Below are 25239 nucleotides of genomic sequence, written 5' to 3' on the forward strand. Positions count from 1 at the left end.
TTGTTCCCAGGATGGAAACATCACCAAGAAAAGAAACAGCTGGCGAATTGGTCCGTATTGAACAGTTAGAGGTAGATTTCGATGGCTTCAAAGCCATTCGTGGACTAGACTTCTCTCTCTCATCCGGTGAGCTGCGTTTCCTGATCGGACCCAACGGCGCCGGCAAAACGACATTGCTTGACGTTTTATGCGGCAAGGTTAAGCCTTCAAAAGGGAAAGTATTGTTTCGCAACCACGTGGATCTGACTAAACATCAGGAGCACCAGATCGCGCAGCTTGGAATTGGGCGTAAATTCCAGGCTCCCTCCATCTTCGTTACGTTAACGGTATTGGAAAACCTGCTTTTGTCCATGCGACAAAAACGCGGTCTGCTCAGTTCACTTATTGCTCAAACGACTGTCGAGCAGCGCGAACGCATGAAATATTACTTGCATATGATCGGACTGGAGAAAAAGTCCAAGGATAAAGCAGGCTCACTCTCCCATGGTGAGAAGCAGTGGCTGGAGATCGGGATGCTGCTCATTCAGCAGCCTGAACTTCTGCTGCTTGATGAGCCAGCCGCAGGAATGACAGACAGTGAGACCGAGAAAACAGGTGAGCTGCTGCACAAGATCAGCGATCAACAAACTATTATCGTTGTCGAGCATGACATGGACTTTGTCCGACAATTTGCCAAAACCGTTACGGTCATGCATGAAGGCTCAGTACTTTGCGAAGGTACGATGCAGGAAGTTCAAAATGATGATAAGGTTGCCGAGGTATATTTGGGAAGGCGGGGTGAGCGATAATGCTGAATATACATGAACTGGAGGCGGGTTACGGGGAAAGCATGATTCTGCGGAACGTTACGATGAAGGTAGAGCCTGGGCAAGTGATCTGCCTGATGGGTCGTAATGGCGTAGGCAAAACAACATTAATGAAAACCATTATGGGCCTTATCAAACCCAAAAAAGGATCGATCCATTATGGGCCGAAGGATATGACTCCATTCCCTCCGGATCGAAGAGCCAAAAGTGGCATCGGCTACGTCCCTCAAGGACGCGATATTTTTCCACAGCTGACCGTTGAGGAGAACCTGATGCTCGGTCTGGAAGCAAGCCGTATACGCAAGAGCAAGGTACCTGACAACGTATATGAGATGTTTCCTGTACTCAAGGAAATGATACGCCGTAAGGGTGGAGACCTGAGTGGAGGGCAGCAGCAGCAGCTATCCATCGCACGAGCCTTAGTGTCTGAACCCGAGCTGCTGCTGCTCGACGAACCCATGGAGGGTATTCAGCCTTCGATCGTTATGGAAATTGAACACGTCATCGAAACGATAAAAGCAAGCAAACAAATGTCGGTGCTTCTCGTCGAACAAAGCCTTTCTTTTGCCACAAGCATTGCTGATTACTATTACGTTCTGGATAAAGGTGTAATCGTCGCCGAAGGAAACTCCTCTACACTCAGCGAGGAGCAGGTAAAGAAACATCTTGCCGTCTAACTCATACAAAAAAATTACAGCCGCGGCACATGCGAGCTGTTTTTCTTTTGCCTTTTATCCATATTTTCAGTGGGTACTTGGGTCACAGTAGAATTTTCCATTCACAGTGCACAGTGTTATAATGGGAACCGGCAGAAGATTCAGAAAATAAGATTCTGCTTAGCGAACAAAACTCTTGGAGGGAATGAATACGATGACTGTATCTATTACGGAGAGCGTAGAGTTACATAATGGAATTAAAATGCCGGTACTAGGCTTGGGCGTTTGGAAAACCAAGGATGGCGACGAGGTCATTAATGCCGTGAAGTCCTCTATTCAAGCAGGTTATCGCAGCATCGATACAGCAGCAGCCTATGGCAACGAGGATGGTGTCGGTATTGGCATCAAGGAAAGTGGAATCGCACGTGAAGAGCTATTCATTACCACTAAAGTCTGGAACGCCTCGCAAGGCTATGATTCTACTTTACAAGCATTTGATGAGAGCCGTAAAAAACTCGGTCTGGATGTAATCGATCTATACCTGATTCACTGGCCGGTAAAAGGCAAATATAAAGACACCTGGCGTGCCATGGAGAAGCTCTATAAAGACGGCGCTGTCAGAGCTATAGGTGTAAGTAACTTCCAGGTGCATCATTTGGAGGACGTCATCAAGGGGAGCGAAATTGTGCCGATGGTCAACCAAATCGAGCTGCATCCCCGTCTAACTCAGCTGGAGCTGCGCAGCTTCTGCCAGTCTCATAAGATTCAGGTTGAAGCCTGGAGCCCATTAATGCAAGGGAATCTGGATATTCCCGTGCTTGTCAAGCTCGCTGACAAGTACAACAAATCTGCGGCGCAAATCATTCTTCGTTGGGGACTTCAGCATGGAATCGTCGTGATTCCCAAATCCGTCAATCCCAAACGAATCCAGGAAAATGCGGCGATCTTTGATTTCACTTTATCAGCCGAGGACTCTGCTCTGCTCGATGCCTTGAACGAGAACCATCGCTTCGGACCTGATCCGGACAATTTCAATTTCTAAACATTTTGATTTTCACATTAAAGTAAAGAGCCAACATTCACCTTTTATAATAGGTGGACGTTGGCTCTTTTCTTGCTGCTGCAGTCTCAAATACAGCCGAACTGTGATACAGGCTGTCTCAAAAAAGCATGTTTTTTTTCATCAACTAGTACTAATCGTCCAAGCCATAATAATACTTATAAATATAGAAGAGGCATGAGCCATATGAAGGAGGAATACGTTAATGATTAACTATCCATATCGAAGCGGCACAACACCGTACACCGGTTATCCTGGATATGTTCAAGTGCCTATGGGGACATCACAAAACCAGATGGGCCAGTTCCCCCCTGCCGGACCCAGCGGTTCCTACATCCCCGGTGCGCCTACCGCTCCGTCACAAGGGGCGCCAACTGTACCCGGCCTGCTGCCTCTGGAACAGTCCTTCATCGAGAATATTTTACGATTAAACCTTGGCAAGACAGCCACAATCTACATGACCTACGAGAACAACAGTGAATGGAATGCCAAAATATTCAAAGGCAGACTGGAAGCAGCCGGACGAGATCATATCATCATCAGTGATCCCAAAACAGGAATGCGTTATTTGCTATTAATGGTCAATCTGGACTACATCACGTTTGACGAGGAATTGAACTATACGTATCCTTATGGAAACCCCTTGCCAGCACGTTGATCATTTCAGGCATGACATAGGTGTGTATTTCCCATTCGAAGGCTTTATCCCGAAATTCTTTTGGGATAAGGCTTTTTTTGTTTTGCGTCGAATGAAAGTCAGAGGCAAGTACTTGTCTAAAGCCATACTTTGGTGCGTTGGCAAGGACATGGGTATGGGTATGGGTATGGGGTTCCAGACGTTGTTGAAGTCGTGTTCAATGGATGAGACGGGGCGCTGGGAACACGTCTTAAAAAAGAACCTTCAGATGAAGGTTCTTTGGCATGTGCTTTCGTATTTGACTGGGCTTATCCAAGCTGGCTTTCGCGCAGCTTTCTGGCAATTTCGATATTATCATAAAAGTCACGGCTTGCGCTGATGATCCAATTGCGATGCAATACTGCGGTCTCATCCTTTTCGATCTCGCCATAAGGCCAAGCGTTCATGACACCTACCGCATAGTCCTTCATAAGCATAAGCAGTGCTATGCTCCATTGACGGGTTCCGCGAATACCGGGAACGAGTGGATAATATTGGTCGTAAGCGGATCGAATCAGGGCATGCACTACCTCTTGAAGAACACTTGGAACGTCCGCTTGCTCCAGCTTGTCAGCGAGCTCGGCTGGAAGATCCACTTCGTCCGTAGAAGCGTGTTGTTCGTACTCCTCTTCCGTTACGACACCCTGCTGCTTCGCAATCCAAAGCTTCATTCGGTCCAGGACAGGTTTGTAAGCAGTTGGAACCGATACCGTTAATTCAGGTACAGGATTGTCCAGATTGATAACGAACGATTCCTCCATCTTATGTATACGGGCATTGCCTCGTACTCCGAGCCACCGAAGTGCGAGCAGCGCATGGGTTCTTGTTTTGCCATCCACTTCTTCATTGCGGCATACTCTGCGCAGCAGCTTTTCACTACGCACATCCGGCATCATACACAGCATTCTAACCGCGGATAACACTGATTCCGGGTCTTCCAGCCATGTTTGAATCACTCCGTATACCGTGTCAATCGGCTCTGACATCAACCAGTCCAGCTCGATCTTGCGATCCGCAAACTCTTCCAGGCTGAACATACCCTGCTCCTTTAATACCTCTTCCCCATGGCGTGATACCAAATCAGTGTAATTAAGCTCCAAATCCTCAGCCATTTGTGTAAAAGCTTCCCGCTCCTGGGCATTGACGCCAAACCTTATCGACATCGCACGTACCCACTCCGACATCGCTAATGGGCTTTGCTGATACATCATCAAGGCAAAGGTCACCATATCCTTGTCATAAGGCAGTGGGTGTCGGGCAAATCGGGCCAAAATCGTCTGCGCATCGTTTTCACGACGCATTAAGCTAAGTGAAAGCACAAGTCCATTCCAAGCGTTGCCATTGTTAGGATCCTCAAGTATTGCACGATAAAAACAGAATGCAGAAGCACCATAGGACTCTGCTTGTAAATAATGACGGCCCAAGCCGTTGACGTCTTGACTCATTGTAAGTTCAACCCCCGTGTCATGTTACCAACAAGTATACAATACTCGCCAGATCAATCAAAATCTTTTATTTGGTGTCCACAAGATATTCGGCATTAATTGACATATTTCCTGCTTATCCTTCTTTTCTTGTATTCTCCATGTTGGCAGATTTCCCGGTTTGTTGGATATACAGCAGCATCAGGACAGCACTCCATATAAATGCGGCGATGATAAGGATAAAAGGAAGCCTCGGATCGATCGAATAGGTCCAACCGCCAATCAAACCTGCGGGTGAAATAAAGATCAGAATCAGTACAGATAAAATAGAAAAAATACTTGCTCGCTTATCATCATCAATAGCATTCTGTACAGCTGCCTCCAAGTTCGGGTACACAATAATACTGCCTGCTGCCGTGAACACCGTGCTGAACAGGATCGGCATGACTGCGCCGGGCGGCGTCACAATCTGTATAATATAAGCTGCCGTGCAAATGAACAGGCCGACCAACATATACGTATTCATGCGATCCCGATTTAATCTTGGTATATAGAAGAACAGCAGCAGTAAAGTCGCTACGGACGTCACAGCAGGCAGCCAGGCAATCCAAACCGCATCGAATTGCAGCGACTGCACCAGATAAATCGATAAATAGGTATTGCGCATCGTCAGCTGAAATTGATACAGTACATAAATACCGAATACGAGCAGAAGCGCCTTGTTCGCGACAATCGCCCTCAATACACTTATGTACTCCTGTAAAAGCGCTTTCCATTGAAAAGAGGCATGCTCCTTCATTTTCCTGATCCCGATTTCGGTCTCGTAGGTCGCAAAGTGGCGGCAAATAAACATCGCCGTCATGCTGACAAAGGCTAATCCATACATCATTCGCTCGGCAGAAATCAATGTGTAACGCTCTACCAGAAGTCCTCCCAGCGGTGCGAGCAATCCACTTGCCACACTAATAAATTGCAGCGTTGAGAAAATATAAGCACGATCCTTAGGATGTGTCCCTTCAACGAGCAAACAGTACCACGCGGTATTGGGTACCTTTTGAAAGCTGTTGAACGCTGCCGCTATCACAAAAAACCAGACGTTCTGGGCTGTCATCCACAGCAGCGTAGCCACACTCCAGCTAACCAAATCATAGATCAACAGTGCTCGCTTGCGTCCCATGCGATCCGTTAAATAGCCGCTGATTAATGAAGTGAATATTTGCAGCACAAGCCCTAGTGAAGTCACCAGCCCAATTTCGGTCTCCGTAATTCCAAGCTCCAGCATGTAGATGGAAGCATAGGTGAGATATAGACTATAAGGGACTATGAACATCGGCTCATAAATCAAACATCCGCGGGCGTTCCCTTGCAGTTTATTGAACAACGCACTCGCCTCTTTTACATTCAGACTAAAAACCAACTGAATCTATGCTTATTCCTATAAGGCTGCATTCATGTCGTAGAGGATGCTTTTCTTGAACTCTGTTCGGCTCCGTTGAAAACTATATAGTCTGATATTAACACAAAAGACCCGCCTTTCGGCAGGTCTGAATAATTCGATATGATTGCTGCCTCTGCTACAGCCGTTTTGCCCCTATGTATCTGGAACCCCAATAACCGCTGTTCAAGCTGGCAACCGTGACACCACCATAGGAAGTGGCCGAGATGAATTGATCATTACCAATATAAATACCTACATGAGAGGTTCTTCGCCCTTCAGCAAAAAACACCAAGTCACCTTCTTGAATATCCATAACCCGAGTGCCTGCCGAACTGTACATCTCTGCCGATGTTCTGGGCAATTGAACTCCGCTTAGCTGAAAAATATAGCCCACATATCCTGAGCAATCAAATCCATTCGGCGAGCTGCCTCCCCACACATAAGGAACACCTAAATAGTTATATGCGGATTGCAGGATCGATGCCTTGGGCTTAGGTGCGTACCAGACCGGAGCATGATACTGACCATCCGCATCTATGATCGCCAGCTTGTTGACCGCATCCCACTGAATTTGATAGCCAAACGTTTCCGATACGAATCGAAAAGGTACATACACCGTTTGCTGAGACAACAACGGAGGTGATTCCAAGGTAACGCTCTTTCCATTCACAAGCACTTGACGATCTCCCGTTTGCAATACGACCTTCTGCTGCTTGCTGCTCAGCGTAACCTGTATCGCCTGTTCATTCTTGCTCCATTCCATCTGGTATCCCAACTGTTCAATCAGCAGTCTTAGAGGCACCTGCAAATTACTGCTGCCATCGATGTAGGGCTTGGCGTCAGGGAAGGTCACTAGGTAATCATTAATTTGTATCCTGACCTCATCTGACGCTGCCTGAGCAGTTCCTGCATGCATAACAGCCAACAGACCAAACGTAAAAAAAGCGAAAAACCAAATAAACTTCTTCCGTAATAATATCAAGTTGTTCCTCCTGCGGCCTTCGAGGTTAGTTGACGGATTCGGGAAGAGGTTTTCCCTAGTTCGAGACAGACGAACATTCACCCCATGTAAAGAATCCCCCGTACCAGCTCTTGTGATGAACTGGATTCGGCCTTTTTTTAACAGAGTAGCACAACCTTTACCCAAATTTCAAATTCTTTAAACGACCATTCGGAATTATTTAACAATTAATTACATATTTATTTTATTTTTCGACATATTTTTACCAATTCAATAGCAATTAATGGTTGGCTGCCGCTCTATTGATATCGTCCAAAACCTGCTGGGTCAAAGGAAAAACAAGCTGTTCTTCCTTAGCCAAATGCTCCTGCAAAATGTGACAAGCTTGAATCAGATAGGCAGCGGCCTGATTGTAGCCCATAGCCTCCGGATTTGCCTTTAGCAAATGAACCGACCTCAGGAAAGCCTGCATATGCTCATCAGCCAGCTCATGATCTTTCTCTAACGACCAGAAGGAAGGCATTATGGAGGGAGACATTTTACGCTCTATATAAGAAGTCAGGAAAGGAAACAGCTCAAGCTCCTCCCAATTGGAATGCCGCTCAAGCTCTTCCCGAAATGCGAGTGCCCATAGTCTTAAATTCAGCAGCGACTGCAGTGCTCCAAATCGCTCAGGTGCGGACTCAACCTGCTTCGCTTGTTTTTCCATTTCCATTAAAACCTGCTTGAGCTCCCCATGCTCTTGCTTCAATCGCTCCAGCCCTTCCGATATGGCTGTCATCGGTGCCTTAGTCATCTCTACTCGCGTCTTTTGATACATGTTCATTGCTGATTCCTCCTCAGGGTTTCACTTTAGTGAAACCGGCATCGTAAGCATAATCTATAGGGTTTCACTTTAGTGAAACCGGCATCGTAAGCATAATCCTAAGGTTTTCGCTTTAGCGAAAACCAGCATCGTAAGCGTAATCTTTTGGGTTCTGTCATGAAGCTTCGCTTTTCACCTTTACTATCATGTATATTTATCCGGACCGCACCTTAGTCTTCTCCAGATGCTGTTGCGCAAGAAAGTAATCATCCCTTGTCTTAATCGTGGTCACAAAGCTGCAATCGATGCCATCTGATTGGAACTCGGACTCAACTGCTTCCTGCCATAATAAGCCCTTCCTCAAAGAGGATAATTCTGTATCCTGGTGTTTCAATAATGTCCAAATGTGCCCCGCACAGTCCCTGTCATAAATAGCATGGAGAGGATGCATGACACCTTGTAACCAGGGGATGATTGCGTCCAATCCTCTCTTTTTTTTGCGCAGCATCAGTTCAGCCGCAGCAGGTGATAGAAATGGCATATCGCATCCTACTACCCAGGCGCTTTGGTTACGGGATAACGTAAGACCGGCGTGCATTCCGCTTAATGGACCTTTTCCCGGTATATAATCTGTAATGATTCTCACCGAGGTATCAACTAGTCGTAGGAAAAGCTTCGGGGTGTTAGTCACAATAATGACTTCACTGCACAACTCCCGCATGATTCGGATCTGGCGCAGAATCAAGGCTTCCTTTTCCAGGATCAGCAAGCTTTTATTTTCACCGCCCATACGCAAGCTGTCTCCACCTGCCAAAATAATTCCTGACAGCATATCCATCCTCTCCTTTCGATGGTGGCCCGCTTATACAAAGAGGCTGGAAGCACAGCTAAGCTCGACTGTACTCCAGCTCTTGTATGTCCATTCAACCATGTGCAGTTAAGCATGCGCTCGTTTGTGGGTACCGCCCGCTGCCGGATGAACCGGTTTGTCTTTTTTGTATTTGTTTATGAGCTTACGTGCCAATGGTGCCAGGTAATGGTCAATACCAAACCGTCCTGCATTCGTGCCAGCCATAAAAATGACCCCACCAAGCAAGATTAACCACGGGTTGGTGCTAACGGTGCCTGCAAACATAAACATAAAGTTCATGAGCAGCCCGAAAAATGCAGCTGCCGTCGTAAGCGCACCAACGATAAGTCCCAATCCGACCAGCAGCTCCCCTATAGGGATCACCACATTAAATACCGCTGCATTCGGCAGTGCAAACTGTTCAAGAAATGCTGTAAAGGTCGGATAAATCAGCTCATTGGTCGCCTTATCGATTACCGGCTTGGTCACAGCCCCTTTGATAAAACCGGTAGCATCAAACCCTCCTGTCAGCTTATGAAAGCCTGCTGTCGCCCATTCCCAGCCCAGATAAATCCGAAGCAAACAAAAAATTCCCGCCGCGTAGACATTTTCCCTCATCCATTTCATCATCTTATCCATCTCCTAATTTGTAGTGAATGACATTCATCTGATTCTTGGTTCACTGCTTAGGTTTATTTGTTCTCCATGACTATAATTTACTACTCCAGGGTAACAAACGCTGTTAAATAGATCACAGCGAAACAAGAAAAATAAATGATTATATTCTGATTCACAAATGAAGTAGAGTATGCGAAAATGATAAATGATTATTGTTGAAAATTGTCGAAATTTCGCAAGCCAGCCCGTCCAATATCAGTCAGTATATGCACAGATTACAAGATGGCGTCTAGTCAAGGAGACGATAAAAGGTCAACGGGTTTACTATTCGTTATATATTCAAGACAAGCCTTATGTGTCCGAAATTCTTAAGCATATCCCTTCACAGAAAGAACAGCTCAAGCCGCTGGTATGTGAAGATAATGAGTGCTGCACTTAAGCTCAGGAGGTTGGTATGGTTTACACAGCTTTTCTTATTTTTGTGGTTACCCTGGTTTTTATCATCTGGCAGCCTAAGGGGCTAAGCATCGGGTGGTCTGCTGTAGGAGGAGCTGTCCTTGCGCTGCTGTGCGGAGTCGTCAGCTTCATGGACGTGAGGGATGTAACGCTAATCGTGTGGAATGCTACGCTCGCTTTTGTCGGAATTATTCTCTTTTCCATTATTCTCGATGAGATTGGTTTCTTCGAATGGGCAGCGCTGCATGTTGTGCGGATGGCCAAGGGCAACGGTATGGTCATGTTCGTGTACGTGGTTCTTCTCGGGGCTGCTGTGTCTGCATTGTTCGCTAATGATGGGGCCGCACTGATCCTGACCCCTATCGTGCTTGCCATGGTCCGGGCGCTGAAATTTGAGGATCGGATGATTCTGCCATTCATTATGGCCAGCGGATTTATCGCAGACACCACCTCATTGCCTCTGGTCGTAAGCAATCTGGTTAACATCGTCTCGGCTGATTATTTTGGCATTGGCTTTGTTGAATATGCAAGCAGGATGATCGTTCCTAATTTCTTTTCACTAGCTGCGAGTACACTTGTGCTATATCTGGTATTTCGCAAAGGTATTCCCAAACATTACGATGCACAACAGTTGAAGCAACCCCGTGAAGCAATCAAAGATATCCGCCTGTTTCGTATATCCTGGATCATTCTGGCGGTGCTTCTGTTCGGTTATCTGCTCAGTGAATTTCTCCATGTGCCCGTCTCGATCATTGCCGGCGTTGCCGCTATTTCATTTGTTATTGCTGCTCATCGAAGTCCGGCGATTGACACCAAGCGGGTCATTCAGCAGGCTCCGTGGTCTGTCGTTGTGTTCTCCATCGGGATGTATGTTGTCGTCTACGGTCTGCGCAATGCAGGTCTCACAGATCAATTGGGAGCACTCATCCAGGCGATTGCGGATCAAGGATTACTTGCGGCTACACTAGGTATGGGATTTATCGCGGCCCTGTTGTCATCTGTGATGAACAACCTGCCGACAGTGATGATCGATGCGCTGGCAATCAAAGGAACGAACACAGGAGGGGTTATTCGCGAAGCTTTAATTTATGCCAACGTGATCGGTTCCGATCTGGGCCCCAAAATTACACCCATCGGTTCATTGGCTACGCTGTTATGGCTGCATGTATTGGCTCGAAAAGGTGTGACCATCACATGGGGCTACTATTTTAAAATCGGTATTATCCTTACGATTCCTACACTATTGATTACGCTAATCGGGCTGTATGGTTGGCTTTGGCTAATCTCATAACCCCCTCACCTAACTGAACCCTCTTCACGGATACGGGACTACCAATAGTACACGAGTCCCCACTCCGGGTTCCGAATGAATCGTTAACTGACCTCCCACAGCACGCGCACGCTCCTCCATACTAAACAATCCGACACCTCGGGAAACCGCTTCGCGTACAAAACCTTTCCCTGCATCGATGATTTCAACTCTTAAGCTGTCTGCAAGCACCTGCACACTGACCATAGCCTGATCGACGTCCGCATATTTCCCTACATTGGTTAAGGCTTCCTGAATGGTTCGATAAATAGTAGTTTCTTCGGGGGCTCCCAGTCTTTTACGCAAATTGGTATCAAAGCTGACCTTGATTCCATAATGCTCGGAAAAATTATCGATATATGTGCGAATCGCCGGCACGACACCAAGATCATCCAGTACCGAGGGTCTTAGCTCCCAGGCCAGCTCGCGTACGTCCTCAATAATATGCGAAACATGAGTTCGAATAGCTCCCAGGTCGGAATGAACATTTTCCCCAATCAATCGATCCATCTGAATAATCAGCGAAAACAAGCTTTGACCGATACCATCATGCAGCTCACGGGAAAATCTCCGCCGTTCCTCCTCCTGTATGTGCATGACCTGCTTCATCATCTGCTGCAATTCTTCCTGCACCCGCTTCAGCTCGGTCACTTCATTACGAATCGCCCAATACTGATAAGGCTTCCCCTGCTCGCCGATAAAAGGAACAATCGTCGTATTTACCCAATAATAGCTGCCATCCTTGGAACGGTTTTTGATATCGCCGCGCCATACCTTACCTACAGTAATCGTCCCCCATAAATCATTCATAAAAGCTTTATCATGATAACCTGAGTTGATGATCCGATGATCCCGTCCGATCAGTTCTTCCCGATCATATTTGGAAATTTCACAAAATTTATCGTTGACATAGCGAATGATACCCTTGTCGTCAGTCATTGCCACTATTGACGATTCATCCAGAGCAAATTTTAGATCAGCGAGCTGTTTCAAAGCGCCAGTATGCAGCTCCATCATGTTGGATGTGTTTCCTTGTTCCGAATATTCAGGATCAGGCATATTATTCAAAATTCAGCAGCCCCTTTTTCATTGCATATTTAACAAGCTCCGGCCTTGTCTTAAGACCGAGCTTTTCCATCACATTGGCTTTATGCGATTCAACGGTTTTTACACTGATCACGAGCTGCTCCGCCACTTCCTTGTTGCTGTAGCCCTTGGCGACCAGTGATACGACTTCCGTTTCACGATCGGAAAGTGTCTCCATGCTGCTGCCTTCTCCATCACGAAGTCGATCTACATATTCAATCATTAATCGCTTGGTTGCTGTCGGATATAAATACGCATTGCCGGCGGCGACCGAACGGATTGCCGTTAATAGCTCGTCATGTGGGGCTGTTTTGAGAATATATCCTGAAGCTCCGGCATGAATCGCCCGGAATAAATATTCGTCATCATCATGCATAGTCAAAATAAGAATAGCGGTTTCAGGTAACACCTGCTTCAGTTCTTTGGCTGCCGTTAATCCGTCCTTGCCGTGAGGCATACTTAAATCCATCAGCACGACATCCGGATGCAATCTCAATGCCAATTCAATAGCCTCATTTCCTTCGGACGCTTCCCCAATGACCTCCATATCTTCCTTGGCATTCAAGAGCATCATGAGTCCGGAACGAACTACCGCATGGTCATCGACAATACATAGCTTGATCATGTTATCCTCCTCCGAGTTTGCGGAGCAAACTTTCTTCGTAAGCTTCATCCCTGAGTTTGCGGAGCAAACTTATGTATTTATCGTAACAAAAAAAACGAACCCCTACAACGATGCAGCCAGTTCCAGCGATTATTTATTATTTATCGAGCTGGCACGATGGGTAAGGAATTGACAATGTTAGTTGTCTTGAATATAATTGTCTAAACAACTATATGGCGAATATTAATGAAAAGGAATGATTATAATGACAACTAACTTTAACGGTTTAGATCGTTCAGTCGGCTTCATCATGGGCATGACCTATCGTAAATTAACAACTCTCCTGCAGCATAGGCTAAAAGAGTATGACATTACGCCTGAGCAATGGTCTGTATTGTATCAAATCGACAAAACTAACGGTATGATCCAAAAGGATATTGCCAAGCTTTCAGGAAAAGATAAACCGACGACGACCCGCATTCTCGATCATTTGGAGGGCAAGGGCTTCATCTATAAGAAAATCGGAGAAAATGATCGACGCTCATTTCTCGTTCATATCACGGATAAAGGCAGATCGGTGATCCTGAAGACGACCCCGATCGAACATCAAGTCTCTGAGGATGTTAAGCAGTGTGTATCGGATGACGAATATGATCTGCTTATTGAGCTTCTTCTTCGAATCAACAATCACGCAAACGAATTAACAGAAAGAAAGTAGGCGCCACCGCTATGCCGAATCCTATACAACCACAAAAATTATGGACGAAACCGTTTATTTCTTTAACTATTTGCTCATTGCTTTTATTTCTAAATTTGCAAATGATGCTGTCTTCATTCCCCGCGTATGTCAAAAATGAATTTCATGTAGGCGACCTATCCGTCAGTCTTGTGACCAGCGTGTTTGCGATAACCGCCATCCTGTCGCGCTTTCTGAGCGCGGTATTAATGCGTAGGGTGCATCGTAATGTGATTTTGTTTGCCGGACTGGTCATTGCTTTTGTGATGACCGGCATTACGATATGGGCTGGCTCTATAGGTTCGATGCTAATCATGCGCGTCGGCTTTGGTGTCGGATTCGGGATGGTGAGTACGATCATACCTACATTAGTATCGCAAATTATACCTGCGAAGAGACTCGGGGAAGGCATCGGCTATTTTGGCCTTTCTACCAGCCTTGCCATGTCTATAGGGCCTATGATCGGATTAAATGTGATGAAGCATTATGGGTTCAGTATGTTGGCAATCATCAGCACTGCAGCCATTATTTTGATTTTCCCGATCATTCTGCTGTCCCGCGCGATTCCACCCGCTCCCAGCACGAATCAAGCCACAGGTGAAGGCTCGCAATCCAAACCAGCTTTTAATACGAAGCTGTTGTTTCCCTCACTGCTGAACGTCATACTGGCAGTGACCTACAGCGGTCTGCTTAGCTTTATTGCCTTGTACGGCGAAATGAGACATCTCGACCAGGTTGGTCTGTTTTTCTTATTTAATGCCTTTACCATTATTTTGATCCGACCTATTTCCGGTAAAATTTTTGACAGAAAGGGACCTGCGGCCGTTCTCATTCCAGCAGCTATCAGTGTCGTTGCTAGCTTGACGGTGCTTTCCTACACGACATCGATGTCCATGCTCATCGTGTCTGCTCTATTATATGGACTCGGCTTTGGTGCTATCCAGCCAACCCTTCAAGCCTGGATGCTCCGGTCCTCAACCAAGGAGCAGTATGGAATGGCGAACAGTATGTTCTATAACACCACAGACTTTGGAATAGCCGCAGGTGCGTTAATTCTCGGGGCGATCTCGTCCATGTCCAATTACGCGATCATGTATCGTTATTCGGCAGGATTCATGATCTTGTTTCTTATTGTGTATGTGGTGGTTCAATGGATATCAGCTACAAAAAGAGCGCAGCCGGTTGTTACCAAATAAACCACTCGTTATCGCAGCCGCCCCTTGATCTTAAAGAGGTCCAGTCTCAAATACGGATGGCTGTGGATTATGGCTCTGTTCCGTATGAAGTCCATGGTTATGAATTTGAATAGCACGACCGACCTCAATGGCGCAGGAATCCAGATATTGCAGCTCGGTTGTCGTGTACAGCCGGGCTTGACGGATTCCTAACATAATAATTCCGCTCGGGGCTGCTAATGGACCTATGGGTACAGCTGCTGCAGCGTGCAGTCCTTCCGCAGTCATTAAAGCACAATCCAGCTTCTCTCCGGCTGTATCTATTGATGAGGAATCGCTAATAACGGCTTCTCCAAGCCTCCAAGCTAACCCTGGAAGCCCTTTTCCCCGCTTAATGACCATCCCCTTATAGCGATGATTCATATTACCGCTGGCGTAATGCCAGGCATAGGTTCGTCCGTCCTCCCGCGGGAGCGCCAAAGCTGCAAAGTCATGGGACGAGCTGATTCGCAGATGATCTATAAGTCTTCTCATAGGATCCCCTTCGTATTCCACCATGCTCGCTCCCCCTAATAAATGATGTCCTTCGTTGTGTTGCTCGAGATCATGCCAGTGTGTTGTTCTATTGTAATCATGCCCTGCGTGTTGTTCTATTGTAACGCTGTGGACCTTCCTTGTATGTCAGGGAATTCCCTGAAAACGTGTAAGGGTATATTATGGGGGCTTATTAGGCTTTAACATAGCTAATTCAAGGATATCCCTGAGCTGACTTGTGATTTTCCTCACAGTAAGAGGTCATTTTACCCTTCCCAAAAATCAGGAGATCCCCCGATGCCTTTTTATGAGCGTTCACGCTATGATAAGGGTATCCAATACGGAGAGGGGATGGCTGGAATGGCCATTGATGAATATATGCACACAGCTTCCATAGAAGGAAATACGAAAGAGGGAATTTCCAATTTCTTTTCACCCGAAAATATGGAGAGACTGCACAGCATTATGTACACCAAGCACGCCAAGGCAGATACCTTGCTGTTCTGGGAGGGTGACCCCGCTGATTACCTGTATTATATTAAAAAAGGTCTCGTCAAGCTGACGAAGACTACGGATGCTGGCACAAAGGTTACGCTTTACCTCCATCATACCGATGATATGTTCGGACAGATTGATCCTTTTCAGGAATCTGCGCATACCTTTAATGCAGAGGTCATGGAGGACGCCGAGTTCGGCATCATCCAGCAAAAGGATTTGGAAACCTTGCTATGGCAGCATGGTGATCTCGCCATTGAGTTTATGAAGTGGATGGGCATGATGCATCGAATGACGCAAACCAAATTCCGTGACCTCATGCTATATGGAAAACCGGGTGCACTCTGCTCGCTGCTCATCCGTTTAAGCAATTCCTATGGTGTTCCCGCAGGCGATTGCATCCAGATCACCAAAAAAATCAACAATTCGGAAATGGCCGAAATGATCGGCGCAACCCGTGAAAGTGTGAACCGGATGCTGAGTGACCTGCGTAAACAAGAAGCGATCTCAATGGAAAACGGGACGCTGACCATTAACGATGTCCACTATCTTCAGGATATTTGCAAATGTGAAAATTGCCCTAAGGAAATTTGCCGCGTTTAAGGGACTTTCATACAAAAAACAAATAAACCTCCTACGAACTTAAGGAGGTTATTTGCTCTAGTGGCTGTTGTTCACTTGTGCTCATTTTATAATTATTCAGCCTCGGACACTACCGTAAATCGCTGATTGACATGCTGTGGCTTTTCAATTTCATCTACAACAGCAATTGCATAATCGGCATAGCTGATATAGCTTTCGCCTTTAGAATTAACGAGTAGATGATCCTGTCCTTTTTGATAGGTTCCTGTTCGCTTGCCCTCTGGTGAGAAGAAAGCAGACGGACTCATAAACGTCCACTGAATTGAATCGGTTTGCTGCAAAATCCTTAAGTTTTCTCCTTGATTCTTGGCAGTAGGTAAATATTGTGCTGGAAACTCCGGTGTATTGTACAATTGCAGCTTTTTATCCGGATCAACGAACAGGCTTCCCGCCCCTCCTACTACGATCAAACGGGTGTTAGGTGCTTGCTTTAAAGCTTCAATTAAGACATTGCCTGCTTCTACATGAAGATGTTCTTTCCCGGCTGGCGCGCCAAATGCATTCACCACGACATCAAATGACAGCAGATCATCAGAAGTAAGCTCGAACACTTCTTTTTCCAAAACCATAACATGGTCGTCTATGGAAATTTTTGATGCATTTCTGACAATAGCTGTTACCTGATGTCCTCTGTCCACAGCTTCTTTAGCAATAAGACTGCCTGCTTTTCCACTGGCTCCAACAATTCCGATTTTCATCATGATCCCATCCTTCTTGTCCTTATTTATTTATAACTAATCTGATTTCAATACCGGTAGGATCCTTCAGCGCCCAGGCTCCATTAGCCTCGGTCACGGCAATACCTGCTTGGCTAACCCGCTCAATGACAGCTTGCAGCTCGGCCTGGTTCGGAACAACGATGGTGAAGTAAGCCAATCCGGTGCCTTCTGCAGGTGCCAGAGGTGCGCCGACTCCCGCCCAAATATTCAGCCCGATATGATGATGGTAGCCACCCGCCGCTATGAATAATGCTCCCATGTTGGCCGCCCCATTCAGTTCGACCGTAAACCCGAGGACGTCGATATAAAAGGCTTTCGACTGCTGTAAATCGCTCACATGCAGATGAATATGCCCGATAATAGTGCCAGGCGGCAATCCAGTCCAAGAATCGTCACCTGCTTCGGCAAGCAAGCCGTCCCAATCGATCGGGTCAGTTGCCATCTTGTAATTCCCCTGCGCATCACGCTTCCAGCTCTCGCGAGGTCGGTCTCTGTAAATTTCAATACCGTTGTTATCCGGGTCAGCAATATATAGAGCCTCACTCACCAGATGATCCGCCTGCCCGATATGAATACCGAATTGAATCAGATTTCTTAATGATAACCCCAGCGCCTTACGATCCGGAACGAGAATTGCAAAATGATACAGACCTGCTGAGGATCTGCGCGGCACTATGGCACCTGTTACTTCTTGAATCGCTAACAAGACCTGATGCCCATCTACAGTAAATCTTGCACTGTCAACCGTTTGATCCAATACCTGTAATCCGACAACTTCCTTATAAAACTGAATAGAGCGTGCCAGATTGCTAACCTTTAAATGAACCTCGCCGAGTACCGTATTGGGATGAATGGAATCTTTCATTGTGCAGCTCCCCTTTAAGATTAGAATCACGCATATAAGTTACTTTTCGTAACTAAATATACAATTATAACTTTTTAATGTCAAGTTTAATATTTACTTTTTGTAACTTAATAATAAATAGTATATAATAAAAGAAAATCTACAACAATGCGAGGTGATCATACCTATGAATACGCCTGTGATTCCATTTTCATTATGTCCGAGAGTCGAAAAAGGAATGCAGCTGTTAAGCAAACGCTGGTCAATCCTCATTATTTATCAGTTGATGAGCGGCATCCAGCGCTTTCACTCACTAGAGGCTGCGCTTCCTGTTAGCGGTAGACTGCTGTCAGAACGTCTTAAAGAATTAGAGCAGGAGGGGATCGTCCTGAGAGAAGTGTTTCCGGAAACCCCTGTACGCATCCAATATTCATTAACCGACAAAGGACATGCTTTAGCCCCGTTGATCAAAGAAATCGAAATATGGTCGGAGAGCTGGATACAAGTTGAAGCTGATGATGAGACAGAGTTTGAATAATGCAAAAAAGAACCTTCAGGCCCACTATTGTGGCAAGCTGAAGGTTCCTTTTTATCTAATTCATGATTATCTATGTTGTTCAGCCTTTGGTAGCTCCAGATGCGATGCCTTTGACAAAGTACTGCTGTAAGAACAGGAACGCTGCCAGCACCGGGATCATGGAAATGATCGTTCCGGCAAATACCATATCCCATCGCGTCGAAAATTCGCCTACATAAGTGAAGATTTCCACTGTAACTGTCTTCGGCTGGTCTGAAGGCAATACGAGCATCGGCATTAGGAAATCATTCCAAATCCCCAACCCATTCAACACGACCATGCTGACCGTACAAGGCCCAAGCAGTGGAAAGACGATTTTCCAAAAGATACCGTACTTGGTGCAGCCGTCGATTTCTGCCGCTTCCTCTATCTCACGCGGAATGCCCTTGAGAAAGCTCGTATAGAGCAGCACCCCAAAGCTTACCGAGCCCGCTACATAAATGACGATCGGCCCAAGCAGCGAGCCATACAGACCTAACAGCTTTAATTCTTTAAACAAGGGAATCATATAAACTTGAAACGGGATCATAATACCAGCTAGAAAAAAGCCATACATCCAGCTTGTCCAAGCCTTATTCGTTCTTTCCAGCGCATAGGCTGCCATCGGTATGACCACGATCATCATCACGGTACCACCAATCGTCAAAATCGCCGAGTTCATCGTAGCCTTTGGAAAGTCCGTTTTGGCCCACAGGAACTTAAAGCTCTCCAAATAAAAGGTTTTCGGAAATGATACCGCATCCCGCAAAATTTGCCCATTGCTTTTGAACGCAGAAATCAGACTAAAATAAAATGGAAACAAAAATATTACAGCCAAAATGATCGTTACAGCCAGAAGCAGCAGCTCAAAGATCAGCTGTTGTTTACGCATTACAACTGCACCTCTCTTTTACGAAGCAGGGCCACCTGAATTAGCGACACGACCAGAATCAATCCGAATAAAGCCAGCGCAAGGGCAGTTCCATAGCCTTGACGCATTTCCCCGAATCCAACCTTATAGACTATATAGGTTAAGGTTTCCGTCGCGAAACCCGGGCCTCCGTCCGTCATAACCGCAATTTGATCGAACACCTTCAATGAATTAATCATCGATAACGTCATACATACGGTTACGGCTCCAGCCAACAGCGGGAAAGTAATATGACAGAACTGCTGCCAACGGTTAGCTCCATCGATCCGGGCAGCTTCTATCAGCTCCTGCGGTACGCTTTGCAATGCGGCCAAATAAATAATCATATAATAGCCGGATGATTTCCATACAATGGAGACAATGATCGCAATCATCGTATAGCGGGTATCCCCGAGCCAATCTATTTTTAATGCTGCCAATCCCCAGCTCTCGAACAGCTGGTTCAGTACACCAAAGTTATAATTGTAGATGACTGTCCATATAAAGCTCATGACCACGCCACTCAACAGCACTGGCAAGTAAAAGGCACTGCGAAAAAAATTGCGAAACCAACGAACCTGATCGACCAGCATGGCGAGCACGATCGCTGCGGCATTTTCCAGAATGACCAGAGCTACCGACAGCACCAAAGTGTTCTTCAACGCATTATGAACCCGCTCACTCTTCCACAGCTCCACGAAGTTATCAAGACCAATGAACCGGATATCGGGGCTGACGCCATCCCAGGAGGTGAGGCTGAGGTAAACACTGCTTAGCGTCGGAACCACAACAAACAGCACATAAAAGATAAATGCAGGCAGTATGAATATGAGCGAATACGAGATTCGGAATTTTCTTGGTTTAGACGTCAGTGCAGCAGACATAATCTCTACTCCTTTATACAACGGAACCCCCTTGCGGGGGTCCAATTATGCTTTATTTTTTCAGTGCTTTAACCTCAGTGTTCCACTCTTCATCAGACTTCTTCATAGCTTCTTCCACCGTTAATTTACCGCTTGCCCAGTCTTGTGACAGCTTGTAGAACCAGTTGCGGAAGGAAGCCGGCATCGTATTGTCTCCCCAGAAGCCGTTAATTTGCATCGAATGTCCGGTATTCGGATCACTCACAACCTTCAAAACGGTTTGCAGCGGCTCTATGGCTTTATAAGTAACGTTTTCCTTGGTAGTCGGGATGCCGCTAACGAGCTCCAAATAATGAGCGTACTGCTCCTTGGCGAAGAAGAACTGAATGAACTGCTTCATAGCAGCTGCTTTTTCCGGGTTTTTGGCCGCTTCAGTGGTCATCGACCAGCCTTGCTGGTTAGGCAATGTAGCCAGATTGATTTTACCATCAGTACCGGGAAGTGCGTAGAAGCCCAGTTCAAAGGAAGGATCGGCATCGAGAATCTGCTTGAACATCCAAGGTCCTGAATACAGCATGGCTGCTTTATTCGTAACGAGCAGAGACGTTGTCTGATTATCCGCAGTGCTCAGGAAGCCTTTTTCCACATAGCCTTTTTCGAACAGCTGCGTGAAGTCCTTCATTGCTTTAGTAGGTCCTGCATCCGTGAAGCTGACCTCTCCTTTATTGCGCTTGGCGTTCCAGTTCGGGTCCTTGATGAACACATCATCAATCAGAAATTTATTGATCAGAAAGCCCATATGCCAGATGTCCTTGCCGCCAACTACCAGCGGTGCAATCCCTTTGGCTTTCAGCTTTTCGCAAATTTCCAGAAATTCGGCATATGTCTTGGGCTCCTGTGTGATACCGGCATCCTTATACATTTTCTTGTTGTAAATAATGCCCTGCGGGGCAGAGCCTGCAATCGGTGCGGTGTAGAATTTGCCATTCACCTGTGCAGTGAGCTTGAACAAATCCTTCAGGTCGGCCGGCAGTTCCGCCAGCTTGCCTGCATCTGCATATAATTGGGTATCACGCATCTCTACAAAATCCGGAAACTCGCCAACAGCATCCTTGGTTTTCAGATACTCCAGATAAGTCGCCGATGAGTTATTGGATACATCGACAATCTTGATATTTGGATTCGCTTTGTTAAAGGCGGCAATGGCGTCCACAACGCCCTGCTTATGGGCAGGATCTCCTGCGGCGTACGCCAGTGTGAAGGAAACCGGCTTCTTGGCTTCCATCTGCGCTGCCGGTGCTGCTCCTGTTCCTGCTGCCTTGTCAGTAGGCTTTTGTTCCTGAGAACAAGCAGCAAGTGCTGGAGTTATTGCCATGCTTAGTGCCAGTAGTCCACCTAATGTTTGCTTTTTCAATAATATGACCCCCTGTTTATCATTCATTTCATCGGATTGAATCTTGCAATGAAAGTGCTTTCTTCCATATATTAAGACTAACATATGGCTTAAAAGCAGAGAATGAGGTTTTTTAAGCGAGGTATGCCCCTTTTTTAAGATGTTTATTTATGGGCCTTGTACTCCTGTGGAAGCTTACCGAATTGCTTCTTGAACATGTCACTGAATTGTCTGGGGTTATTATAGCCAACCCGTTCGGCGATTTCATATACGAGCAGGTCTGTATGGAGCAGCAGCTTGACCGCGTGCTTCATGCGAACGTCCGTTACGTAATGCTTGAAATTGACATGGGTATGCTTTTTGAAAAAGCTGCTGAAATAGTAAGGGTTCATATACAGCATGGAAGCCATGCTTTCCAGAGTAATGTTTTCATTGAAATGCTGCTCAATATAATCCTTAACCAGCTTCAATTGATGACCGTCCTTGCCCATAAACAACAGTCTGTCAGCCAGCTCCCCCACTCTTCCGGCCACATAGTGCTTCAATTCATCGAAATTATGAATTTGCTGCATCTCCAATAGCCACATCTGCTGCTCCTGCTCCAATTCCTGCAGTGCCATGCTGATTCCATTAATTTCCTCTATGAGTTCTCGGATCATGGCAAAGCAGGTTGTAACCGCGATTTCCTTGCTTCCTTGCGAGGTCGCAGCGATCATCAGGAACAGCTCCTCCAGCTCATCATTCAGCCTGCCATCATCCCTAATAAGCATAGCCTGAAATAAAGCGGCCACCCGTTCCTTCAGCTTTCTTTCGGTAACCGGATGATTGTGCAAATTGAACGTCCAGGGAATAACAGACTGCTTGCCGGTAAAATATTGATTTTTGAGCGCATCCATGGCCGACATATAGGAGGTTCTCAGTTGTTCCAGCTTGGTAACCGGACATCCGATACCTATGGAAATATCTATTTTTAAATAATAATAAATTTGCTTCACTATCTCTTCTGCCAACGCTTGCATCCATTGCCCATCGGAATGATTGACTATGACACACAGACTGTCATGCTTGCGCATTACGAAGCCGCCTGCCTGCTGCTGAAGCATTTCTTCTATTACATTCGTGATCGCGAACATGACCAATCGATTCTCATGATCGCCCCAACGACCATCGTCTTCCTGCTTGACAAAGCTTATCGCCATTACGGTTATTAATAGCTCACGAGAAACTTGAAGGCTCAGCTCCTGCAGCTTACGGGTCGCTTCATGACCGCGAATATCGCCTTCCAGCAACCGATCCAGCAGCTCCTCAATTTGCGTTGTACGGTCCTTCTGCTCATAAACCGCCAGCTTATGCTTAGAGGATTGTTCCTCATGATGCTCCCGAAGCAGCAGCAGCGCTTTATTCACGGCATCGATCAGCAGGCCTTTATCAATCGGCTTTACCAAATATTCGACAGCACCATAAGCAAGGGCATCCTTGGCATAGGAAAACTCCTGATAAGCACTAATAAAAATAACCCGCGTCCGCAGCTCGCGTTTTTCTATCTCTTTAATAACATCAATTCCACTACCGTCCGGCATGCTGATATCCGTGATCACGAGGTCAGGCTGATGCTCTTCAATCTGTTGCAATAATCCGCTGCCAGTCCAAGCCTCGCCCACAATTTGAATCCCCATTGCATCCCATGGGATTAGTTTTTTCAAGCCTTTAATAATGATCGGTTCATCATCGGCTATTACGGCTTTCAGCAAGGCTGTTCAACTCCCTTATGAGTGGAATGGTCATTCGTACAGAGGTTCCAATCGACGGTTTACTGTTCATTTCAAGGCCGTACTCGTCGCCACCATATAACGCTACAATACGGTCATGAACATTTTTCATGCCGATGCTGGTAGCTGCTTGCTCTTGATCATCCTGCCCCGCAAGCTTCTGTCTGATCGATAGTAACCTATCTTCGGCTATACCGACTCCGTCATCATCTACGATAATCGCAATCTTGTCCTTGGCGACCAGCTCCACCGAAATTCGAATTTTACCTTTACCCGCTTTGGGCATGATTCCATGATAAACGGCGTTCTCAACTATCGGCTGCAAAGACAGCTTAGGCATGCTGCAGTTCAAATAATCCGGATCGATTCGAAACTCGATTTCGAGCTTGTGCTCGCCATAGCGCATAACCATCAAACGAAAATATTGCTCGATATTCGTTTTTTCGTCGAACACGGTTACACTTTCTTCACCTGAATTCAATACATATTTGAGCTGATTGGACAACGAATGAATCATATCGCCAACCTCGTTATCATCATTAGCAACCGCACTCATTCGAATCACTTCCAATGTGTTGTATAAATAATGAGGGCGAATCTGACTTTTCAATGCATTCAGCTCTGCCTGCTTCTGCTTGATTTGGGCCACATATACTTCATCAATGAAGCTTCGCAGTCGAATGACCATTTTGTTGAAGCCGCGGGCCAGCAGCCCCATCTCATCGTTGCTCAACACCGTCACCTGAATATCCAGATTACCCGACTCCATCTTGGCCATTTGCCGCGTCAGCATCCGAATCGGGATAGAGAATCGGTTAGAGAACCAGATCGCAACTGCAATCAGAGATATCATGCATATACAAATGACAATTGTAATTGATCGAATAATACGTTCCACAGCCAGAAACATTTCCTGTTTATAAAAATCGCCAACGACTTGCCAGCCGGTGTTCGCAATCTCGTGCTGCAAATGGAGATAACCATTGGAATCCTTCGCTATATAGTGACTGCCAATCTTCTCGGGTTGATTGCTGTACAAGCAGATGCCTTCATTATTCACCACATAAATCTCATCCTTGGCACCGAGCACCATTCGATTAAACACCTCGTCAAATGCGCCGCTATTAACATCCATGTACATAGTGCCCAATACATGCGCTTGTGCATTAACAGGTCCGGTCACATCGAGCAAATTTCGTCCGAACGTCATCACATTGCGGCTGGAGCCGATAATGTACCTTTCTGGATGTGTTGGAATAAACAGAAGTCCTTTGGGATTATCGCTTAAGCGTGCTTTCCAAGCCTCAGGCGGGAACATATATTTCGTGTCAAAGGTACGGCTCTCCCGATTCAGCATTTGAACTTGCCCGTTAGGCAGCACAAACAATACATTATTTAAATAGGGATCGGAATACAAAATCGAGAGGACAAAATCACTCAGGGTGTTGCGCAAACGACGATCCTCCATCCTGCTCTGCACCATAATCGCCTCACCAAGTGGACCATATCCATCAACCGCATACGTATACATCCCTTTGGAGATGTTATTGTATCGCGTGTGCATATCCTCGACATTTTTGCTTGCGAACAACAGCATCTGTTCAAAATTACTGACAGCATAACGCTCCATATAACCGGAAAAAGTTGTTAGTGACATATAGCTGATAATGAGCAGCGGAATCAATCCAACCGTGATGAACGAAAACGTGAATTTGGCAAAAATGCTATTTTTCAAGCGAAACAGTTTGGTGCTCGCCATACCGTTCTCCGCCTCCAAGGCTCTGATGATAAGTAATTATAGTTGATACAGGGTAAAGCCTGTCATTATCATACCAGCACCTATTACAAAAACAA

At 46.1% G+C, this 25239-nt stretch carries 25 protein-coding genes and 1 riboswitch; of the genes, 9 read left to right on the top strand and 16 right to left on the bottom strand.

Annotation, left to right across the window (positions count from 1 at the left end):
- The first annotated feature begins 11 nt into the window (after window positions 1–11).
- The 4 genes from urtD to gerQ all read left to right on the top strand — a co-directional run bounded on the left by urtD (window position 12) and on the right by gerQ (window position 3180).
- On the top strand, window positions 12–788 hold the full coding sequence (urtD, locus tag OB236_RS00095) for an urea ABC transporter ATP-binding protein UrtD (protein WP_076236506.1): 777 nt from the start codon (window positions 12–14) through the stop codon (window positions 786–788).
- Entirely contained in the window at window positions 788–1483 is a 696-nt protein-coding gene (gene urtE / locus OB236_RS00100; RefSeq protein ID WP_262682001.1) for an urea ABC transporter ATP-binding subunit UrtE, read from the top strand. The genes urtD and urtE overlap by 1 nt, the downstream gene beginning before the upstream one ends.
- Before the next feature lie 193 nt (window positions 1484–1676).
- Entirely contained in the window at window positions 1677–2504 is an 828-nt protein-coding gene (locus OB236_RS00105; RefSeq protein ID WP_262682002.1) for an aldo/keto reductase, read from the top strand.
- Between the two features lie 223 nt (window positions 2505–2727).
- Window positions 2728–3180 (top strand): spore coat protein GerQ, encoded by a 453-nt coding sequence (gerQ, locus tag OB236_RS00110; protein ID WP_076236512.1) that lies wholly within the window; start codon window positions 2728–2730, stop codon window positions 3178–3180.
- Between the two features lie 287 nt (window positions 3181–3467).
- On the opposite strand, the gene OB236_RS00115 is transcribed toward gerQ, so the two are convergent.
- The 6 genes from OB236_RS00115 to OB236_RS00140 form a co-directional block, all read right to left on the bottom strand.
- Window positions 3468–4643, bottom strand: a complete 1176-nt coding sequence (locus OB236_RS00115) for a hypothetical protein (protein WP_076236514.1) — start codon at window positions 4641–4643, stop codon at window positions 3468–3470.
- A 115-nt stretch (window positions 4644–4758) separates the two neighbouring features.
- On the bottom strand, window positions 4759–6003 hold the full coding sequence (locus tag OB236_RS00120; protein WP_262682003.1) for an MFS transporter: 1245 nt from the start codon (window positions 6001–6003) through the stop codon (window positions 4759–4761).
- Between the two features lie 193 nt (window positions 6004–6196).
- The gene (locus OB236_RS00125) at window positions 6197–7042 is read right to left on the bottom strand and encodes a C40 family peptidase (protein ID WP_262682004.1); all 846 of its coding nucleotides are present in this window, start codon (window positions 7040–7042) and stop codon (window positions 6197–6199) included.
- Window positions 7042–7184: riboswitch (cyclic di-AMP (ydaO/yuaA leader) on the bottom strand. (Overlaps the previous gene by 1 nt.)
- A gap of 117 nt (window positions 7185–7301) precedes the next feature.
- A complete protein-coding gene (locus OB236_RS00130; protein ID WP_262682005.1) occupies window positions 7302–7847 on the bottom strand; it encodes a hemerythrin domain-containing protein in 546 nt (181 codons plus the stop codon).
- Between the two features lie 193 nt (window positions 7848–8040).
- Window positions 8041–8658 carry a molybdenum cofactor guanylyltransferase gene (gene mobA, locus OB236_RS00135; RefSeq protein WP_262682006.1) on the bottom strand — a complete coding sequence of 206 codons (618 nt, stop codon included), beginning with the start codon at window positions 8656–8658 and terminating at the stop codon, window positions 8041–8043.
- 105 nt (window positions 8659–8763) lie between these two features.
- A complete protein-coding gene (locus OB236_RS00140; RefSeq protein WP_262682007.1) occupies window positions 8764–9306 on the bottom strand; it encodes a DoxX family protein in 543 nt (180 codons plus the stop codon).
- A 442-nt stretch (window positions 9307–9748) separates the two neighbouring features.
- Here OB236_RS00140 and OB236_RS00145 point away from each other — a divergent pair, with 442 nt between their 5' ends.
- Window positions 9749–11041, top strand: coding sequence for an arsenic transporter (locus OB236_RS00145; RefSeq protein WP_262682008.1), 1293 nt, complete (start codon window positions 9749–9751; stop codon window positions 11039–11041).
- 24 nt (window positions 11042–11065) lie between these two features.
- Here the strand turns inward: OB236_RS00145 and OB236_RS00150 are convergent, their stop codons facing one another.
- Both OB236_RS00150 and OB236_RS00155 read right to left on the bottom strand, forming a co-directional pair.
- A complete protein-coding gene (locus tag OB236_RS00150; protein ID WP_262682136.1) occupies window positions 11066–12076 on the bottom strand; it encodes a PAS domain-containing sensor histidine kinase in 1011 nt (336 codons plus the stop codon).
- A gap of 43 nt (window positions 12077–12119) precedes the next feature.
- Window positions 12120–12770 (bottom strand): response regulator transcription factor, encoded by a 651-nt coding sequence (locus tag OB236_RS00155; RefSeq protein ID WP_317259303.1) that lies wholly within the window; start codon window positions 12768–12770, stop codon window positions 12120–12122.
- A 244-nt stretch (window positions 12771–13014) separates the two neighbouring features.
- Here OB236_RS00155 and OB236_RS00160 point away from each other — a divergent pair, with 244 nt between their 5' ends.
- Entirely contained in the window at window positions 13015–13467 is a 453-nt protein-coding gene (locus OB236_RS00160) for a MarR family winged helix-turn-helix transcriptional regulator (protein ID WP_076236531.1), read from the top strand.
- A gap of 11 nt (window positions 13468–13478) precedes the next feature.
- Complete coding sequence (locus OB236_RS00165) at window positions 13479–14681, top strand: MFS transporter (protein ID WP_262682009.1); 1203 nt, start codon at window positions 13479–13481, stop codon at window positions 14679–14681.
- A gap of 30 nt (window positions 14682–14711) precedes the next feature.
- Here the strand turns inward: OB236_RS00165 and OB236_RS00170 are convergent, their stop codons facing one another.
- Window positions 14712–15218, bottom strand: coding sequence for a hypothetical protein (locus OB236_RS00170; protein WP_262682010.1), 507 nt, complete (start codon window positions 15216–15218; stop codon window positions 14712–14714).
- 336 nt (window positions 15219–15554) lie between these two features.
- On the opposite strand from OB236_RS00170, the gene OB236_RS00175 reads away from it, so the two are divergent.
- Complete coding sequence (locus tag OB236_RS00175; protein ID WP_408638392.1) at window positions 15555–16292, top strand: Crp/Fnr family transcriptional regulator; 738 nt, start codon at window positions 15555–15557, stop codon at window positions 16290–16292.
- A gap of 92 nt (window positions 16293–16384) precedes the next feature.
- On the opposite strand, the gene OB236_RS00180 is transcribed toward OB236_RS00175, so the two are convergent.
- The gene (locus tag OB236_RS00180; protein WP_076236625.1) at window positions 16385–17029 is read right to left on the bottom strand and encodes an NAD(P)-dependent oxidoreductase; all 645 of its coding nucleotides are present in this window, start codon (window positions 17027–17029) and stop codon (window positions 16385–16387) included.
- A 22-nt stretch (window positions 17030–17051) separates the two neighbouring features.
- Complete coding sequence (locus OB236_RS00185) at window positions 17052–17915, bottom strand: VOC family protein (protein ID WP_262682012.1); 864 nt, start codon at window positions 17913–17915, stop codon at window positions 17052–17054.
- 166 nt (window positions 17916–18081) lie between these two features.
- Here OB236_RS00185 and OB236_RS00190 point away from each other — a divergent pair, with 166 nt between their 5' ends.
- Window positions 18082–18432 (top strand): winged helix-turn-helix transcriptional regulator, encoded by a 351-nt coding sequence (locus OB236_RS00190; protein WP_262682014.1) that lies wholly within the window; start codon window positions 18082–18084, stop codon window positions 18430–18432.
- Window positions 18433–18511: 79 nt separating this feature from the next.
- On the opposite strand, the gene OB236_RS00195 is transcribed toward OB236_RS00190, so the two are convergent.
- The 5 genes from OB236_RS00195 to OB236_RS00215 all read right to left on the bottom strand — a co-directional run bounded on the left by OB236_RS00195 (window position 18512) and on the right by OB236_RS00215 (window position 25144).
- The gene (locus OB236_RS00195) at window positions 18512–19342 is read right to left on the bottom strand and encodes a carbohydrate ABC transporter permease (RefSeq protein ID WP_262682016.1); all 831 of its coding nucleotides are present in this window, start codon (window positions 19340–19342) and stop codon (window positions 18512–18514) included.
- A complete protein-coding gene (locus OB236_RS00200) occupies window positions 19342–20244 on the bottom strand; it encodes a carbohydrate ABC transporter permease (RefSeq protein ID WP_262682017.1) in 903 nt (300 codons plus the stop codon). Before OB236_RS00200 ends, OB236_RS00195 begins: the two co-directional genes overlap by 1 nt.
- A gap of 52 nt (window positions 20245–20296) precedes the next feature.
- Window positions 20297–21637, bottom strand: a complete 1341-nt coding sequence (locus OB236_RS00205) for an ABC transporter substrate-binding protein (RefSeq protein ID WP_262682018.1) — start codon at window positions 21635–21637, stop codon at window positions 20297–20299.
- Window positions 21638–21780: 143 nt separating this feature from the next.
- Window positions 21781–23367 carry a response regulator gene (locus OB236_RS00210; protein WP_262682019.1) on the bottom strand — a complete coding sequence of 529 codons (1587 nt, stop codon included), beginning with the start codon at window positions 23365–23367 and terminating at the stop codon, window positions 21781–21783.
- Complete coding sequence (locus OB236_RS00215) at window positions 23342–25144, bottom strand: cache domain-containing sensor histidine kinase (RefSeq protein WP_262682020.1); 1803 nt, start codon at window positions 25142–25144, stop codon at window positions 23342–23344. Before OB236_RS00215 ends, OB236_RS00210 begins: the two co-directional genes overlap by 26 nt.
- Between the last annotated feature and the right edge of the window lie 95 nt (window positions 25145–25239).

This window comes from Paenibacillus baimaensis (genome assembly GCF_025567575.1).

Coding starts and splice junctions, on each gene's coding strand:
- urtD (WP_076236506.1), top strand. CDS start 12: ATGGAAACATCACCAAGAAAAGAAACAGCTGGCGAATTGGTCCGTATT.
- urtE (WP_262682001.1), top strand. CDS start 788: ATGCTGAATATACATGAACTGGAGGCGGGTTACGGGGAAAGCATGATT.
- OB236_RS00105 (WP_262682002.1), top strand. CDS start 1,677: ATGACTGTATCTATTACGGAGAGCGTAGAGTTACATAATGGAATTAAA.
- gerQ (WP_076236512.1), top strand. CDS start 2,728: ATGATTAACTATCCATATCGAAGCGGCACAACACCGTACACCGGTTAT.
- OB236_RS00115 (WP_076236514.1), bottom strand. CDS start 4,643: ATGAGTCAAGACGTCAACGGCTTGGGCCGTCATTATTTACAAGCAGAG.
- OB236_RS00130 (WP_262682005.1), bottom strand. CDS start 7,847: ATGAACATGTATCAAAAGACGCGAGTAGAGATGACTAAGGCACCGATG.
- mobA (WP_262682006.1), bottom strand. CDS start 8,658: ATGCTGTCAGGAATTATTTTGGCAGGTGGAGACAGCTTGCGTATGGGC.
- OB236_RS00140 (WP_262682007.1), bottom strand. CDS start 9,306: ATGATGAAATGGATGAGGGAAAATGTCTACGCGGCGGGAATTTTTTGT.
- OB236_RS00145 (WP_262682008.1), top strand. CDS start 9,749: ATGGTTTACACAGCTTTTCTTATTTTTGTGGTTACCCTGGTTTTTATC.
- OB236_RS00150 (WP_262682136.1), bottom strand. CDS start 12,076: ATGATGGAGCTGCATACTGGCGCTTTGAAACAGCTCGCTGATCTAAAA.
- OB236_RS00155 (WP_317259303.1), bottom strand. CDS start 12,770: ATGATCAAGCTATGTATTGTCGATGACCATGCGGTAGTTCGTTCCGGA.
- OB236_RS00160 (WP_076236531.1), top strand. CDS start 13,015: ATGACAACTAACTTTAACGGTTTAGATCGTTCAGTCGGCTTCATCATG.
- OB236_RS00165 (WP_262682009.1), top strand. CDS start 13,479: ATGCCGAATCCTATACAACCACAAAAATTATGGACGAAACCGTTTATT.
- OB236_RS00170 (WP_262682010.1), bottom strand. CDS start 15,218: ATGGTGGAATACGAAGGGGATCCTATGAGAAGACTTATAGATCATCTG.
- OB236_RS00175 (WP_408638392.1), top strand. CDS start 15,555: ATGGCCATTGATGAATATATGCACACAGCTTCCATAGAAGGAAATACG.
- OB236_RS00180 (WP_076236625.1), bottom strand. CDS start 17,029: ATGAAAATCGGAATTGTTGGAGCCAGTGGAAAAGCAGGCAGTCTTATT.
- OB236_RS00185 (WP_262682012.1), bottom strand. CDS start 17,915: ATGAAAGATTCCATTCATCCCAATACGGTACTCGGCGAGGTTCATTTA.
- OB236_RS00190 (WP_262682014.1), top strand. CDS start 18,082: ATGAATACGCCTGTGATTCCATTTTCATTATGTCCGAGAGTCGAAAAA.
- OB236_RS00195 (WP_262682016.1), bottom strand. CDS start 19,342: ATGCGTAAACAACAGCTGATCTTTGAGCTGCTGCTTCTGGCTGTAACG.
- OB236_RS00200 (WP_262682017.1), bottom strand. CDS start 20,244: ATGTCTGCTGCACTGACGTCTAAACCAAGAAAATTCCGAATCTCGTAT.
- OB236_RS00215 (WP_262682020.1), bottom strand. CDS start 25,144: ATGGCGAGCACCAAACTGTTTCGCTTGAAAAATAGCATTTTTGCCAAA.